The sequence below is a fragment of the bacterium genome (genome assembly GCA_004299235.1).
Lineage (GTDB): Bacteria > Chloroflexota > Dormibacteria > Dormibacterales > Dormibacteraceae > SCQL01.
Window position 1 is genome coordinate 34,738 of sequence record SCQL01000001.1, and the last position, 15,252, is coordinate 49,989.

Annotated in this window: 14 protein-coding genes; 3 read left to right on the forward strand and 11 right to left on the reverse strand. The window is 68.5% G+C overall.

Translation table 11 applies throughout. From position 1 onward, the window contains the following. Positions 1 to 78: 78 nt before the first annotated feature. The 10 genes from EPN29_00195 to EPN29_00240 all read right to left on the reverse strand — a co-directional run bounded on the left by EPN29_00195 (position 79) and on the right by EPN29_00240 (position 9,484). On the reverse strand, positions 79 to 1,638 hold the full coding sequence (locus EPN29_00195; GenBank protein TAN35146.1) for an ATP-binding cassette domain-containing protein: 1,560 nt from the start codon (positions 1,636 to 1,638) through the stop codon (positions 79 to 81). Further along, complete coding sequence (locus EPN29_00200) at positions 1,631 to 2,551, reverse strand: branched-chain amino acid ABC transporter permease (GenBank protein ID TAN35083.1); 921 nt, start codon at positions 2,549 to 2,551, stop codon at positions 1,631 to 1,633. The genes EPN29_00195 and EPN29_00200 overlap by 8 nt, the downstream gene beginning before the upstream one ends. Continuing rightward, positions 2,551 to 3,528, reverse strand: a complete 978-nt coding sequence (locus tag EPN29_00205) for a branched-chain amino acid ABC transporter permease (protein TAN35084.1) — start codon at positions 3,526 to 3,528, stop codon at positions 2,551 to 2,553. Before EPN29_00205 ends, EPN29_00200 begins: the two co-directional genes overlap by 1 nt. A 6-nt stretch (positions 3,529 to 3,534) precedes the next feature. Next, entirely contained in the window at positions 3,535 to 4,737 is a 1,203-nt protein-coding gene (locus EPN29_00210; protein TAN35085.1) for a hypothetical protein, read from the reverse strand. 61 nt (positions 4,738 to 4,798) lie between these two features. Next, the gene (locus tag EPN29_00215) at positions 4,799 to 5,758 is read right to left on the reverse strand and encodes a PDZ domain-containing protein (GenBank protein ID TAN35086.1); all 960 of its coding nucleotides are present in this window, start codon (positions 5,756 to 5,758) and stop codon (positions 4,799 to 4,801) included. A gap of 80 nt (positions 5,759 to 5,838) precedes the next feature. Beyond that, positions 5,839 to 6,915 carry an ABC transporter ATP-binding protein gene (locus tag EPN29_00220; GenBank protein ID TAN35087.1) on the reverse strand — a complete coding sequence of 359 codons (1,077 nt, stop codon included), beginning with the start codon at positions 6,913 to 6,915 and terminating at the stop codon, positions 5,839 to 5,841. Continuing rightward, positions 6,912 to 7,697 carry a molybdate ABC transporter permease subunit gene (gene modB, locus EPN29_00225; protein TAN35088.1) on the reverse strand — a complete coding sequence of 262 codons (786 nt, stop codon included), beginning with the start codon at positions 7,695 to 7,697 and terminating at the stop codon, positions 6,912 to 6,914. The genes EPN29_00220 and modB overlap by 4 nt, the downstream gene beginning before the upstream one ends. Beyond that, positions 7,694 to 8,467, reverse strand: coding sequence for a molybdate ABC transporter substrate-binding protein (gene modA, locus EPN29_00230; GenBank protein ID TAN35089.1), 774 nt, complete (start codon positions 8,465 to 8,467; stop codon positions 7,694 to 7,696). The genes modB and modA overlap by 4 nt, the downstream gene beginning before the upstream one ends. After that, the gene (locus EPN29_00235; protein TAN35090.1) at positions 8,460 to 8,855 is read right to left on the reverse strand and encodes a helix-turn-helix domain-containing protein; all 396 of its coding nucleotides are present in this window, start codon (positions 8,853 to 8,855) and stop codon (positions 8,460 to 8,462) included. Before EPN29_00235 ends, modA begins: the two co-directional genes overlap by 8 nt. Positions 8,856 to 9,055: 200 nt before the next feature. Further along, on the reverse strand, positions 9,056 to 9,484 hold the full coding sequence (locus EPN29_00240; protein TAN35091.1) for a hypothetical protein: 429 nt from the start codon (positions 9,482 to 9,484) through the stop codon (positions 9,056 to 9,058). Between the two features lie 22 nt (positions 9,485 to 9,506). Between EPN29_00240 and EPN29_00245 the strand changes: the two genes are divergently transcribed. Next, positions 9,507 to 11,417 carry an FAD-binding protein gene (locus tag EPN29_00245; GenBank protein TAN35092.1) on the forward strand — a complete coding sequence of 637 codons (1,911 nt, stop codon included), beginning with the start codon at positions 9,507 to 9,509 and terminating at the stop codon, positions 11,415 to 11,417. Here the strand turns inward: EPN29_00245 and EPN29_00250 are convergent, their stop codons facing one another. Continuing rightward, the gene (locus EPN29_00250) at positions 11,418 to 12,392 is read right to left on the reverse strand and encodes a hypothetical protein (protein TAN35093.1); all 975 of its coding nucleotides are present in this window, start codon (positions 12,390 to 12,392) and stop codon (positions 11,418 to 11,420) included. A gap of 66 nt (positions 12,393 to 12,458) precedes the next feature. Between EPN29_00250 and EPN29_00255 the strand changes: the two genes are divergently transcribed. Continuing rightward, positions 12,459 to 13,940, forward strand: coding sequence for a DUF1800 domain-containing protein (locus EPN29_00255; protein ID TAN35094.1), 1,482 nt, complete (start codon positions 12,459 to 12,461; stop codon positions 13,938 to 13,940). A gap of 11 nt (positions 13,941 to 13,951) precedes the next feature. Continuing rightward, positions 13,952 to 15,250, forward strand: coding sequence for a DUF1501 domain-containing protein (locus EPN29_00260; protein TAN35095.1), 1,299 nt, complete (start codon positions 13,952 to 13,954; stop codon positions 15,248 to 15,250). Positions 15,251 to 15,252 lie beyond the last annotated feature (2 nt).

Sequence of the window (15,252 nt, forward strand, 5' to 3'; positions counted from 1 at the left end):
GACGAAACGAACCCCGGGTCCTTGGACCCGGGGTTTTTTATTTTTAGACAGGCCTCGCTCACGTTCTCAGGCGAGCGGTCATCCGCCCAGATAGGCGCGGCGCACCGCCGGGTTGTGCAGCAGGTCGTCTCCGCTCCCGGTCAGCAGTATCCGGCCCGTCTCGATGACGTATGCCCGGTCTGCGATCGCCAGCGCGCGCAATGCGTTCTGCTCCACCAGGAGGATCGTCGTGCCCTCGCGATGGATCTCTTCGATCGCCGCGAACACCTCGTCGATCAGCTGCGGCGCCAACCCCAGCGACGGCTCGTCCAGCAGCAGCAGGCGAGGCTTGGCAAGCAGGCCTCTCGCGATCGCCAGCATCTGCTGCTCGCCCCCTGACAGGGTGCCCGCCCGCATCGCCCTCCGCTCACCCAGGATCCGGAAGCGTTTCATCACCGCCTCGATCTCCGCGCGCACGGAACCGCCGTTGGGCCGAGCCCAGGTGGCCAGCTCCAGGTTCTCGAGCACCGTCTGGCGGGCGAGTATCTCGCGTCCTTCGGGCACCTGCACCAGCCCGTGACGGACGATGGTGGACGGCTTGGCGGTGGTCAGGTCGAGGCCGTCGAAGATCGCTGTCCCGGAGGTGGTGCGGATGAGGCCGGACAGGGTGTTGAGGATGGTCGACTTGCCGGCGCCGTTGGCGCCGATGAGCGCCACCACCTCGCCGCTCGCCACCCGGAGCGAGGCGCCGCGCACCGCGTTGACGGCGCCGTAGCTGACGTTGAGCTCGTGGACGTCAAGGATCGCCTGCTTCGGCTCCATCGCCGGCTTGCTCACCGCGGCCGCCTCGACCACCTCGGTCGCCTCGTCGACGCCGCTCGCGCCGGGCGCGCTCGAGACCTCACGTTCGCCGCCGGTGCCCAGGTAAGCCTTGATCACGCCCGCATCGGTGGAAACCTCTTCGGGGGTGCCGTCCGCGATCTTCCGCCCGAAGTTGAGGACACACACCCGTCTGCACACGCCCATGACCAGGCGCATGTCGTGGTCGATGAGCAGAATCGTCAGGCCGTCCGCGTTGAGGCGCTCGATCAGCTCCCGGATCCCCTGCTTCTCTGACGGGTTCATGCCCGCCGCCGGCTCGTCGAGGATCAGGAGGCGGGGCCGGAGGGCGAGGGCGCGAGCGATCTCCAGGCGCCGCTGATCGCCGTACGGGAGCGTGCCGGCGGCTCGAGCGCCGACATCCCTGGCGGCGAGACCGACCGTGTCCATGAGCTGGTGGGCTTCGTGGATGCGGCCGCGCTGGTCGCGGCGGAACAGCGGCAGCGTCGCGACCTGCGCCAGGGTGTCGTCACGGCGGCGTGTGTGCATGCCCACGAGGATGTTTTCGAGCGCGGTCAGGTCCTTGAAGAGACGGATGTTCTGGAACGTGCGCGCGATCCCCAGGGCGGCGATGCGATGGGCCGGAAGCCCGGTCAGCTGGTCCGACTCGAGCCACCCGTGGCCCGACTGAAAGGGCACATAGCCAGTGACGATGTTGACCAGCGTCGTCTTGCCGGCGCCGTTGGGGCCGATGAGGCCGTGGATCGATCCTTGCTCCACCTCCAGCGACACTCCGTCCACGGCGCGCACGCCGCCGAAGTGGCGCTGGACGCTATCCAGGCGAAGGAGCACGGACCTGCCTGCGCGGCCACCAGCGAGGTCTGAACAGGGCCAGGCCGCCGCGGCCGACGATGCCCTGCGGCCGGAACACGATGACCGCGATCAGGAACGCCCCGCTGACGACGCCGATGTAGTCGTGGGCCTGCTGGAAGATATACGGCAGTGACGTGAGGAAGAGCGCTCCGACCACGGGTCCGAGGACGTATCCGCTCCCACCCAGGATGGCGAAGGTCAGGATCTGGATCGCGCGCGTGACTCCATATTCCGAATCTCCAGGGTCGACAAAGAAGTTGAGGTGCGCTTCCAAGCCGCCCGCGAAACCCGCCAGGACCGCGCTGAGGATGAACGCGATCATCTTGTAGCGCGCGACGTGAATGCCCTGGCTGAGCGCCGCCAGCTCATCCTGACGAATGGCTGCCCAGGCGCTGCCCAGGCGGCCTTTGGTGAGCCTCCAGACCAGGAAGATGGTCACCACCACCGAGACCAGAACCAGGTTGATGCCGCCCAGCGGGTCGGCGTGCGGGTTCTTGAGCCCGAGGCCTTCGCCTGTGATCGGCAGGTTGAGGATCACCCCGAGGCGCAGCGCCTCGATGAACCCGATGGTCGCGATGGCGAGGAACACGCCGCGCAGGCGCAGGACCGGCAGGCCGATGAGGACTCCGGCCCCGCCGGCGAGCAGCACGCCGACGGCGATGTTCAGCGCGAGTGGTGTGTGCCAGTACAGCTCCATCAGCACCGAGGTGTACGCGCCGATGGCCATGAAGCCGGGCGCGGCGAGGGAGAGCTGACCCGAGTAGAGGACCACGAACATCGACGAGGCGAGGATGCTGTTGATCCCGACCTGGGCGATCAGAAGCGTGTGTGAGTTCCAGAAAGCGAGCGGGTCGGTGAACAGCTGGATGAGGAAATCCATCAGATCTTCTCGCGCAGCTCAGCGCCGAAGAGTCCTTGCGGGCGGAGCACCAGCATCAGGAAGAGGGCGGCGAAGGCGACGCCGGCGCGCGCGTTGCTGCCCAGGACGACGAGCGCGGCCACTTCGATCAAGCCGAGCAGGTAGCCGCCCACCACCGCACCGGGGATGCTGCCCATGCCACCCAGGACGATCACCGCCAACCCGCGGATCTCGACGTTGTCGCGTCCGATATACGGGCTGATGTCGCCCAGGGCGACGCCGAACAGGATTCCGGCCAGCCCGCCGAGAGCGGAAGAGATGACCAGGGTGAGCGAGATCATGCGGTCGACGTCCAGGCCCATCAGACGTGCGGCACGCGGGTTCTCCGCCACCGCGCGCAGGGCGCGGCCGACCTGCGTGTAGCGGATCACGTAACCGAGCACGAGCATCAGCGCGACCGAGATCGGGATGATCGCCATCTTGCTGGCTTCGATGGTCAGGCCGGCGACGTGCCAGGTCGGGTTGGGGATCGTGCCCGGTGGAAAGCTCACCGAGTTCGCGCCGTCGACCCAGATCCAGGAAAGGAATGCGCCCGGCTGCCCCTGTTCGATGGCCGCGACGATGATGAGCGCCAGGCCGATGGTGGAGATGAGCGCCGCGATCGGCGGCGCGCTGCGGCGGCGCAGCGGCCGCAAGCACACGTGCTCGATCACCAGTCCCATGAGCGCGCTGGCGGCGATGCCGATGGCGCACGCGACCCAGAACGACTGGCCGTGGTTGATCACCAGCGAATAGGTGATGGCCGCGCCGAACATGAAGACCGCGCTGTGGGCGAGGTTGAGGATGTCCAGCACCCCGAAGACCAGGGTGTAGCCGACGGCGAAGAGGGCGTAGATGGATCCGATGAAGATGGCGTTGAGCAGCTGCTGGCCCAATCTGTCCCTATCTAAGCAGGTGGAAGGCAGAAGTTGGGGGGACGGCGGGTCCCCCCAACTCAGATCGCGCTAACTCGGCTTGATCTCGTGGACGAGGGTGAAGCCGCCGCTGCCATCCATGCCGATCACCCATACGGTCTGCCTGACATCGTGGGCGGCGGTGAACTGGAAGGGCCCGAGCGGGGTCTGGATGTTGACCGTCTCCATCGCGGCGCGGAGCCTGTCGCGGTCACCGGCGACGTCGGTGAACGTCAGGTTGGCGCGCTTGGCGGCGTCGGCGATGATCTTGATTCCGGTGTAGCCCTGGGCGGCGAACTGGTCCGGGTCCTTGTTGTACTCGGCTTTGAACGCGTTCACGAAGTCCGCGTTGGACGGAAACGTGTTGCCGATGTACCAGGCGCTGGCGCTGCGCGCGCCCTTGCCGGCGTCCCCAGCCTGCTTCGAGACGGTCGCGGTGTTGAAACCGTTCCCGCCCAGGAACTGGCCTTGCCAGCCCTGCTTGCGGGCCTCGGTCATGATCTTGGCGGGGATGGCGCCCAAGGAGGTGATGAAGATCACGTCCGGCTTGAGCTGTACAGCCTGCGTCACGTAGGGCGAGAGGTCGGGCTCGCCTTTGTTGAACTTGATCGTCGCCAGGAGGTTGATGCCGTTCGAGGCGACGTTGTCCTGGACGATCTTGCCGCCGTCACTCGAGAACTTGTCGTCCTGGGCAACCAGCAGCACGCCCGTCTTGGGGTGAGAGTCGTCGACGTAGGACTTGATGTTGTCCGGGATCGCGGTCTGCTCGCCCAGGCTGTCACGGAACACGTACTTGCACGCGGTCGTATCCGGGAAGTTGCAGTCGGGGACGATGTGGATGCCGGTGGTGCTGACCGCCAGGATCGGGGTCTTCAAGCTCTCGGCCAGCGGGTGCACGCCGACGGCGGAATTGGAGAGCGTGGGGCCGAGCAGGGCGAGGTCCTGGTCCTGCTGGATGGCGGTCTGCGCCAGCTGGGCCGACTGGGCCTTCAAGGAGGCGTCGTCGTCGACCTTCAGCTGGATGGTGGCGCCGTTGACACCGCCGGCCGCATTGATCTGTTTGACCGCGAGATTCATCCCGTCCCGGCTCATAGGTCCGTAGACGCCCCCCGGGCCGCTGATGGAGAGGATGGCCCCGAGCTTGATCACCTTGCCCGAGTAAGAGTTGCCGCCTCCGCCACCACCGCCAGTCGAGCCACAGGCCGCGACCACGATGCCCACCACCAGACAGCAAACCAAGCGCAATAGCTTCATCTCTTTCCCTCAAAAATGGCCTGTTGGCGTTGCTTAACGTACCAAACCGGCGGCCAGGGCCCTAGGTGAGCTCCACCGGCACGACTTCCAATGTGACCAGGTTGTCGGCGCGCACGATCGTCAGCGCCAGCTTCGACCCGATGCGCGCTTCGACCATCAACCGCTGCAGGTCACCCGCCTTGGCGACGGGGGTGTCGCCGACGGAGACGATGATGTCGCCGCTGTGCAACGCCGCCTGCGACGCGGGGCTGCCGCTCACGACTTCCTGCACCTCGACCCCGGCCTTGCGTCCCACACGCTGCCCGGCGGCCGGACTCAGCGCGCGCGTTCCTCCCGCGATTCCCAAATAGGCCCGGCGCACGCGTCCGTTGCGCATCAAAGCGGAGAGGATCGCCTGCGTCGTGGCGTTCATCGGCACCGCCAAGCCCAACCCCATCCCGGCGACGGCGGTGTTGACCCCGATCAGCTGCGCCTGCCAATCGGCGAGTGCGCCTCCGGAGTTGCCGGGATTCAGCGCCGCGTCGGTCTGGATGACGTCCTCGATGAAGCGGCGATGCCCGTTGCCGTCGGCGGTCGCCAGCGAGCGGCCTAACCCGCTGACGACCCCCGACGTGACGGACCCGGAAAATCCCATGGGGTTGCCGATGGCGACGACCAGCTGACCGACGCGCAGGTGGTCGGCGTTGCCGATGCGCACCGGCGCGAGCGTCGCCGCGCGGGCGCGCGCCACGGCGAGGTCCGACAGCGGGTCGGCGCCGACCACGTCGACGTCGTACTCGGTGCCGTCGAGGAAGGATGCGCTCGCGGACCCGGCCTGGGCGACGACGTGCGCCGAGGTCACCAGGAAACCGTCGGGGGTGATGGCCACACCCGAGCCGGCGCCGCCACCGGGGCGCCCAGGCCGGCCGATGCGAAGGCTGGCGACGGACGGGAGGACGCGTTCCGCGACCGCGGTGACGGTGGTCGAGTAGGCGTCGAGCGCGTCGCGCTCGGTTGGCATCACGGTCGCATGCTCGCCCATGCTGTTACAAGATTACCCAGCAACGGACAAGTTAAACCTGGGCGGTTGCGGAGGCGCCGCCAGTGGCAGCGGCCGCCGCGCTACGCCGGGTAGACGGAGATTTCGGTGGCTTTGACCGCCACCCACGTCTCGGCGCCGGTCTCGAGCCTGAGCTCGCGCACCGCGGCGGGCGTCACCTCCGCCACCAGTGACACGGGCCCGCTGACGCGCACCCTGACGCGATCGCCGTGAAGGTCGATCTCCTCGGCGCGGCCGCGCCAGACGTTGCGGGGAGTGCCCTCGGGCCGCGACGGGTAGAGGGCCACCGCGCGGGGATGGATGACGGCGAAGACGTCGCCCTCGCCCGCCTCGGGCGCCGTCAACAAGCCTCCTCCCGTCAATTCGATGTGGTCGCCGTGGGCATGGCCGCGAAGCAGGTTGACCCCGGCAAGGTCGGCGACGAAGCGCGACCTCGGGCGCGCGGTGACCTCGCCCGGAGCTCCGCTCTGAACGATGCGGCCGGCCTCGAGCACCACCAGCCGGTCGGCGAGGGCGATCGCCTCCAGCGGATCGTGCGTCACCAGCAGCCGCACGCCATTGAAGGCGGCGAGCTGCAGCGAAAGCTCGCGACGGACCTCGGCGCGCACGGTGACGTCGAGCGCGGACAGCGGTTCGTCCAGCAGGAGCAGCCCGGGCTCGGTCGCCAGCGTCCGCAGGAGGGCGACGCGTTGCGCCTGGCCGCCGGAGAGTGAGCGTGGCATCGAGCCCGCTCTGTCGCCGAGCCCGGCTCGGTTCAGCCAGGTGCGCGCGACCGCGGCCGCGTCATGCCGGCCTTGCGCACGCAGCCCGAACGCGACGTTGTCGAGCACCGTCAGGTGAGGGAAGAGGACGTGGTCTTGGAATACGAGCCCGACGCGACGCCGCTCGGTGGGCACGTGCACGTTCGTCGCGGAATCCTCGAGGACCTCGCCGCCGAGCTCGACGCGACCTTCCACCGGTATCAATCCGGCGAGCGCGCGCAGAAGCGTCGTCTTGCCGGCGCCATTGGGTCCCAGGACGGCGACCGTTTCGCCCGCCGCCACGGCGAGGTCCACGTCGAGGGCAAAACCCGCGCGCTTGACGCGCAGGCGCGCGGACAGGCTTTGAAGGCGCGCCGTTGGCGCCCCTACCGTGCTCACAGCGCGCCCAGCCAGCGCTCCCGCATGCCGACCAGGATCGCCAGCGAGACGGTTAGGAGGATGAGGCTCAAGACGATCGCGCTCTCGGGATGCGTCTCGAGCGCGACGTAGACGGCGATCGGCATCGTCTGCGTCCGCCCCGGGAGATTGCCCGCGAAGGTGATCGTGGCGCCGAACTCGCCGAGCGCCCGCGCCCAGCAGAGCACCGCGCCGGAGAAGATCGCCGGCCGCAGCAGCGGGAGCGTGACGCGAGCGAACACCATCCAGCCCCCTGCGCCGAGCGCGCGCGCCGCTTCCTCGTAGCGCTGGTCGAGAGAGCGCAGGCCGGCTTCGACCGCGATGACGAGGAAGGGCATGGCGACGAAGGTCTCCGCGATGACGGCGGCGGCGGTCGTGAAGGGGATCTGGATGCCGAACCCCGCGTAGAGAAGAGAGCCGACCAGGCCGCGGCGCCCGAAGGCGAGCAGCAGGGCGACCCCTCCGACCACGGGGGGAAGGACCATCGGCAGCGTCGTGAGGGCGCGAAGGAGGTTGCGCAGGGTGCCGTGCGTCCTGGCCAGGACGAGGGCAAGGGGGATGCCGAGCAGCATGGCGACCGCGGTGGCGGCAAGCGAGCAGAAAAGCGAGAGGCCCAGCGCGGTGAGCGTCTGGGGGGCGCTGATCGCGCTGATCGCCTGGTTCCAGGGAGCGCGGACGATCAGGCCGGCGAGGGGGAGGACGAAGAGAAGGAGTCCCAGCGCCGCCAGCAGCTTGAGGGGCGCCGGTACCCGGGTGGAGTTCACACTCCTTCGAAGCCGGCCGCTTTCAGGATCGCCTGGCCGCCGGCCGACAGGACGAAGCCGAGGAACGCGTTGGCGCCCGAGGGGTTGGAGGCCGACTTGAGGACCGCGATCGGATAGTCGGCGATCACGTTCTGGCCGTCCGGGATCGAAATCCCGTCGACCTGGCCGCTGGTGGCGATGTCGCTGACGTACACGATCCCCGCATCGGCTTCACCCAGTGCGACCTTGCTCAGCACCCCCGTGACCTGGGGCTCGAGGCTGGCGGGATGAACCGTGACGTGCCCCCTGGCCAACGCCTGCTGCGCGTATTTGCCGGCCGGGACGGAAGGATCCGCCAGCACCACGACCAGGCCTGGGCGGGCGAGGTCGGCGAGGCTGTGGATGCCCTTGGGGTTGCCGCGCTCGACCGCGATCTCAAGCCGGTTATGGGCGAAGACGTGCGACGAGCCCGAGATCAGTCCGCTCGAATCGACCGTGGCCATGTGCATCACGTCGGCGGAGGCGAACACGTCCGCCTGCGCTCCCTGCGCCAGCTGAGCGGTGAGGGTCTGCGAGCCCGCGTAGTTGAACGTGGTCGTGATGTTCTGCTGCGCCTGGAGCTGCCTGGCGATCTTGTCGAAAGCGGGTTGCAGGGATGAGGCGGCGAAGACCGTCAGGGTGGACGGCGAAGGTGTCACGCCGCAAGCGGCCTGCTTGCAGCCGCCGGTCTCGCCGCCGCCACACGCGACCGTCAACGTGCAGGCGAGCAGTGCGATCAGCCCCTTAAGCACCGGGCAGCTCCACGCCGACGTTGGTCGACTTCACGACTGCGACGGCCGGCATCCCCGGCTTGAGGTCGAGCTCGTCGACCGCTTCGCGGGTGAGGAGGGAGACCAGGCGGTGGGGCCCGGCCTGGATCTCGACCTGGGCCGCGACCTTGTCCTTGATGACGCGGGTCACGATGCCGGGAAAGCGATTGCGAGCCGATTGGGCGACGAAGACCTCGGGCGCCTGGGCGCGCTTGGGCTTGGCGACTCGAGCGAGGGAAGCGCCGTCGATCAGCCGCTGGCCGCCTGAGCTGCGGACCGCGAGCAGCCGGCCGTCATCGACCATGCGCCGGACGGTGTCGGCGCCGACCCCGAGCATCTTGGCGGCCTGCCCCAGCCGATAGCTAGGCATTCGGCTTCGAATCCTAGCAGGAGCGAGGTTCGCCTAGCATCTCCCCTGCGACCAGGCACGGCCCCACTTCGCGGGCCCTCCCTTCCCGTTCGGGCCCCTCCCCCAACCCGACTCACCGTACTCCAGCAGCCTAGGTTCGGCCCAGGTCGAATACCACCCTGCCGGTTAAGGGCACAAAACCCGGCGCGACCTCTGAAGTGTCAGGCCGGGTGGACGAGCTCCAGGCGTGCGGCGCGGTAAAACCAGAACGTGATCAACAGGATCGCCCCGTCGACGGCGAAATTGGCCAGGAAGGCATAGGGAAAGCCGCCGGACACGAAGAGCACCAGCGAAGTCAGGGAGCTCGATGCCTTGGCCAGCATCAGAAACTGCACCGGCTGGGCCGCGATCTTCACGCCTCGCTGTGCGACCCACGAGAACGCCGCCACCAGGACCATGTAGGGCGCGGCCAGCGTCAGCCAGAAATCCTGGCCGGCGTTGAGCGCCACCACCTCGTGCATGCCCAACGCTCGCGCGCCGGTGTTCAGGACGCGCACGGTCACGTAGGGAAAGACGAGGAAGTCGATCGCGCCCAGCGCGAAGACCACCGCCCACACGCGCAGCAGGAGCCGGAGTCGTGCCGTCGCCATGGCGCAGCCATAATCGCACGGCATGCCCTTGACGTCCGCGAGACGATCGACCCTGGCCGCGCTGGCGGACGCGATCCTGCCTGTGGGCGGCGCTCTGAAGCCGGGCGCGGCCGATATCAACGTCGCCGGGCAGATCGACGCCTACCTCGACCGCTGCTCACCCGGCACCCGCCGCACGGTCGATCTCATGCTGACCGCCTTCAACCTCTCTTCGATCGCGAGCCACCATCTCCGGCCCTTCCGGCAGCTGCCGGCTCCCGCGCGCGAGGCTTACGTCCTCGGCTGTGAGACCTCGCGCATCCGTCAGCGTCGCGAGACCCTGGTCGCGCTGAGGGCGCTGGTCCTCATGTTCTTCTGCTCGGACGATCGCATCAAGCCGCTCATCGGCCACGACGCCCAGCCCTTCAAGAAGGTCGAGAGCGATCCCGGCATCGTGCAACTCGCGGTGGAGGAGCCGGAGCGCGGTTTCTACGACACCGCGGACGTCGTCGTCGTCGGCAGCGGCGCGGGCGGCGCGGTGGCGGCCAGGCACCTGGCTGAAGCCGGCCTCAGGGTGATCGTGCTCGAGGAGGGCGAGCACTTCGACCGCCGCGACTTCAGCGGCCCCACAACGGAGCGGTTGCGTCGCTTCTATCGCGGCAACGGGCTCACGTTCACCATCGGGCTGCCCACGATCTCGCTTCCCATCGGCCGGGGAGTGGGGGGCACGACGCTCATCAACTCCGGTACGTGCTTCCGCACGCCCGATTTCGTCCTCGACGCGTGGGGCATCGACCGCGAGGAGATGGCGCCGCTGTTCGACGAGGTCGAGAAGATCCTTCACGTCGCGCCCGTCGGGGCCGACATCATGGGCGCCAACGGCGAAGTGATGGACGCGGGCCGCCGCGAGCTCGGCTACAGCGGCGGCCCCATCCGCCGCAACGCCCGCGGCTGCCATGGCTCCGGCGTGTGCGCCTTCGGTTGTCCGCTCGACGCCAAGCTGGGCATGCACGTCACCTACCTCCCGCTTGCCGCCCAGGCCGGCGCCCGCATCATCAGCGGCTGCCGCGTCGGCGGGATCGTGATCGAGGATGGGCGAGCGGTCGGGGTGAAAGGATCGATCCTCGACCCCGAGACGGGCGCCGTGCAGCGTGATGCTCGTTTCGAGGTCCGGGCGAAGTCCGTGGTTCTCGCCGCGGGTGCCGTTTACACGCCCGTCATGCTCATGCACCAGCGCCTGGCCAATTCGAGCGGCCAGGTCGGCCGCAACCTGCGCATCCACCCTGGCTGCGGCGTGCTGGGGGTCTTCGACCGCGACCTGCACGCCTGGAAGGGCGTGATGCAGAGTTACTACGTTGACGAGCGGCTGCGTGACGGCATCCTGGTCGAGGCCACGTATCCGCCTCCTGGGGTCGGCTACAGCACGGGCGGCATCAGCGGTAACGGAACCGATCTCAAGGACATGCTCGCGCGCTACAAGCAGACGGCCGCGGCCGGGCTGATCATCTCCGACACGGGTACCGGGCGCGTGCGCTCGGCGCCCGGAGCCGGGCTCCTCATCACCTACGACCTCCACCGCAACGACCTGCGCAAGACGCTCGAAGGCATCAGGCTCGCCGCGGAAATCTACCTGGCCGCGGGAGCGGAAGAGGTCCACACGCTGCTGCCGGGGATGCCCGCGGTGCGCAAGGCGGCAGAGCTCACCGCCGTCACCGAAGGTCGCTGGACCGCCGCCGACCTGAAGCTCTCCGCCTATCACCCGATGGGCACGTGCCGCATGGGCAAGGACCCGCGGACATCGGTCGTCGACGAGCACGGCCACGCTCATGACGTACCCGGGCTCGTCATCGCGGACGCGAGCGTGCTGCCGGGCTCGACCTACGTGAATCCGCAGATCACGATCATGGCGCTGGCGGCGCGAAGCGCCCAGCGCCTCGCCGCCGAGCTCACCTGATCAGGCCAACAGGGGCACCCCGGCCACCGCGGTCTCAGACGCGTACTCGAAGGCAGCGGCTGCCGGCCGGCTGATCCGCACCAGCGGTTCGTCGTGGCGCGTGAGCCGCAGCGAAAGGTCGGCGACCTCGGTGTGGTAACAGAATCGCGTGCCGCCCCGAGGATCCGTGTACGTCACACCGATGAGGTCTTCCCGCCTCGGCCTCACGGTCACGCTGAGCTCCCGTTCGCCGAGCCGGGCATGCGCCGTCCACGACTCCGGCGAGATGGGTCCGCGTGTCCGCAGCACCCGGATCGGCCCGTTGAAAAGGAAGCGGTGGTCTCGGGCGTGGGCGCCAACCGCCGTCCCGACGAGGACGCGCCCCAACCGCGACCGCACCCGCGACGTCGCGCCGTCGAGCCAGAAGTCGTCGCCCGCGGCAAAGCCCCAATTCCACTCCAGCGCATGGCTCGAGCCCCACGTGTGCTGCTGACCGCCGGGCGCGTGCTCGAGGTGGTGCGTCTGCCCGTTGATCTCGATCGTGCCCGAAATCCTCAGCGCCGGCTGCACCCCGATGTTGGCGACGGTCGACAGCATCTGCCAGCCTGGGCGCAGAAATGGAAAGGGCGGTTCGCGCGAGTCCCAACGCAGGTCCCAGCGCGCACTGCCGCGCTCGCTGTGAAGCTGGCCCGAGCATCCATTCCGCATCATCAGCGCACCGTTGAGTCGCAGCACAAACGGCCGTGATTCAACCCGCAGCGCCCGCAGCGGGAAGACCACCTTGGCTCCCCAGTTGGCGCCGGGGTCGTCGTGATCGAAGCTGAACGCCCACAGCGCTGAATGCGCCTGGGCATCGACTCCGGGCGCCGGGTTGAGAGTCGAATACCGGATCCAGTAGCCGCGCCGCTGCGCCGGCTCGGCCACCGTCACGTACCAGGCCTCGTAAGTCCCGGTCCGATCCTGACAGCGAGCGGCGTTGGCCGCATCCGGATTCATCTATGACCTGCGCCCTTACGAATTCTTCACATCCGGGTGATGCCATGCCTGGAACGCCCGGATTGAATGGTGCCCATGAGCCTCGCGGAAAGCCCGGACAAGGTGAGCCCCAAAGCCGTTCCGGCCCGCCGCGGGATCACGCGCCGGCAGGCGCTGGCGGCCGCCCTGGCAACCGGCGTTGGCGTCGGCGCCGTCCGCCTGCTGGGCGGTTCCATGCAGAACCTTGCCACGTCGCGATCCGGCTCGGGCACCGACTGGATCTCACCGCTTGGATCCGAGTCAGCGCGCGTCATGCAGCTGCTGCGCCGCACCAGCTTCGGCTACACCGCGGCTGATCTCGAGGCCGCGCTGGCCGACGGCTTCAGCAGGACCGTCGACCGGCTGATCGAGAGCCAGCCCGCGGAGCCACCCGTTCTCGCCGCGGCGGGCACCGCCGGCGGCCGGTTCGCCGTCGCTCAACTGCAGCAGTGGTGGATCGACCACATGCTCATGACGACGACGCCCTTTGCCGAGCGCATGACGCTCTTCTGGCACGGCCATTTCACGAGCGATTACCGCAAGACCGCCGACGGCACCTTCATGTACTGGCAGAACCTCACGTGGCGCCGCATGTCGATGACCAACCTGCGCTCGATGCTCATACGGGTCACCACCGACCCGGCGATGCTTCGCTACCTCGACCTCGCGACCTCGACCGGGCAGAGCCCCAACGAGAACTACTCGCGTGAGCTCATGGAGCTCTTCACGATGGGGCCTGGCAACTTCACGGAAGAGGACGTGCGGCAGAGCGCCAAGGCGCTGGCCGGATGGCAGCTGCCGCAGCCCGACTCCTACTCGACGGTGACCGTGGACAACGCCAACAAGGTCACCCGGCGATTGCCGGTCTACACGACCCAGAAACCGGGCGTCTTCAACCCGAGGCGGGCCTACAAAGGGAGCGTCACGTATCTCGGCCGGACCGGTCCACTGGACGCGCAGGGGGTCGTCGACCGCATCCTCGCGCAGCCGGCGACGGCGACCTTCATCGCCACCAAAGTGGCCCAGCACTTCGTCACGTCGCGGCCCGACACCGCCTATGTCCAGGGCCTCGCCGACGCCTTCCGCCGCAGCCAGTACGACATGAAGACCCTGATGCATGCGCTCTTCACGAGCCCGCAGTTCACGGCGGCCCAGAGCTACCGCACCCTGGTGAAAACGCCGACCGAGTTCATGGTCCACTCGGCAAGGGCTCTGGGTGCAACCGGCCTTTCGAAGCTGGTCGCAGCCGCCGGCTCGGGCATGGGCCAGGCGCTGTTCGACCCTCCGGACGTCAGCGGATGGCCCAACAACGAGAGCTGGATCTCTTCCAACACGGTGGTCGAGCGCGTCAACTTCGTGTCCGCCGCCCTGGGCCAGATCAAAGGCGCACCGCCCTCTGCCTCGGGTGCGCCGCGCACCCACCTCGACGGCGTCCTCAGCCCGCAGACAGCAGGCCTGTTCAACCAGGCGGCCGACGACCGGGCGCGCTGGTTCGTCCTCCTGGCCTCCCCGGAATTTCAGCTCAAGTAGGTGCACGCAACATGAGTCAAGAGATCGGCATCAACCAGCTCAAGCGGCGCGACTTTCTCAAGGCGGGCCTGGTTTTCGGCGCCGGGGCTGCCGGCCTAGCCGCCGGCTACGCCGCCGTGCCCGACGCTTTCGCGCGGGCGGTCTACGCCGCCAAGCGGGAGGGCATGACCAACGACAACGTCCTGGTCATGATCCAGCTCGCCGGCGGCAACGATGGACTGCGCACCGTCGTTCCCCTCGCCGACCCGACTTTGCATGACCTGCGCCCCAAGCTATCCGGGCCGATGGTCTCCCAGGCCCTGCCGCTCGACCACGAGTTCGGCCTCAATCACAACCTCGGCGGCATCAAGGGTTTGTGGGACAAGGGCAAGGTCGCCATCGTGCAGGGCGTCGGCTATCCGAACCCGACCTTCTCGCACTTCGAGTCCATTCGCATCTGGGAGACGGGCGATCCGACGCGCCGCCAGGTCGACGGCTGGCTCGGCCGCACGCTTGCCACCGCCTACGACTCCAACGGTCACCCACTCACCGGCTGCGCGTGCGGCGCCACCGACGTCCCTGGGGCCTTGCGCGATCTGCAGGCGACCATGACCGTGATCCAGAACCAGAAGACGTTCGGCTTCACCGGCGGCAGCGAGGTGGAGGCGGCCGTCGGCGCGCTCTACCAAGGGACGCCCGGCATCTACGGCGCGCTTTTCGACACCGCCATCGCCACCGCGACCGAGACGATGGCCACCCTGCGGACGTCGGCGGCCGCCTATCAACCGATGGCCGACTACTCGGACAGGGTCAAGCTCGTGTACTCGTCCAAGAACCAGCTCGCGGCGGCGCTGCAGCTGGCGGCCGAGCTGATCGTCACCGGCACCGGCGTCAAGCTGCTGCACGTCACGCTCGGAGGTTTCGACACGCATTACACCGAGCTCAACCGCCACGACGACCTGATGGGCTATCTCGACTCCGCGGTTGGCGCTTTCTACCAGGACCTGGCGGCGCACGGCAAGGCGGACAAGGTGCTCATCGCCACCTGGTCGGAGTTCGGCCGGCGGCCGAAGGAAAACGCGAGCGGCGGCACCGACCATGGCGCGGCCGCGCCGCTGCTCCTGATCGGCGACCCGGTCAAGGGCGGGCTCTATGGCGCCGCGCCCAGCCTGACGAGCCTGGACTCCACCGGCAACCTGAAGTACGCGGTGGACTTCCGCTCCGTGTACCAGGAGATCCTGGGCGGCCACCTGGGCGCCGATTCGGGCGAGGTCCTCGGAGCGACGTACGATCGCGTGCCGTTCCTGCAGGCGCCGGTGGCCGCGGTCTGACC

Excerpts from the sequence above, each read along its gene's own strand:
- EPN29_00200 (TAN35083.1), bottom strand. The coding sequence starts at position 2,551 with ATGGATTTCCTCATCCAGCTGTTCACCGACCCGCTCGCTTTCTGGAAC.
- EPN29_00210 (TAN35085.1), bottom strand. The coding sequence starts at position 4,737 with ATGAAGCTATTGCGCTTGGTTTGCTGTCTGGTGGTGGGCATCGTGGTC.
- EPN29_00215 (TAN35086.1), bottom strand. The coding sequence starts at position 5,758 with ATGGGCGAGCATGCGACCGTGATGCCAACCGAGCGCGACGCGCTCGAC.
- EPN29_00235 (TAN35090.1), bottom strand. The coding sequence starts at position 8,855 with ATGCCTAGCTATCGGCTGGGGCAGGCCGCCAAGATGCTCGGGGTCGGC.
- EPN29_00240 (TAN35091.1), bottom strand. The coding sequence starts at position 9,484 with ATGGCGACGGCACGACTCCGGCTCCTGCTGCGCGTGTGGGCGGTGGTC.
- EPN29_00245 (TAN35092.1), top strand. The coding sequence starts at position 9,507 with ATGCCCTTGACGTCCGCGAGACGATCGACCCTGGCCGCGCTGGCGGAC.
- EPN29_00250 (TAN35093.1), bottom strand. The coding sequence starts at position 12,392 with ATGAATCCGGATGCGGCCAACGCCGCTCGCTGTCAGGATCGGACCGGG.
- EPN29_00255 (TAN35094.1), top strand. The coding sequence starts at position 12,459 with ATGGTGCCCATGAGCCTCGCGGAAAGCCCGGACAAGGTGAGCCCCAAA.
- EPN29_00260 (TAN35095.1), top strand. The coding sequence starts at position 13,952 with ATGAGTCAAGAGATCGGCATCAACCAGCTCAAGCGGCGCGACTTTCTC.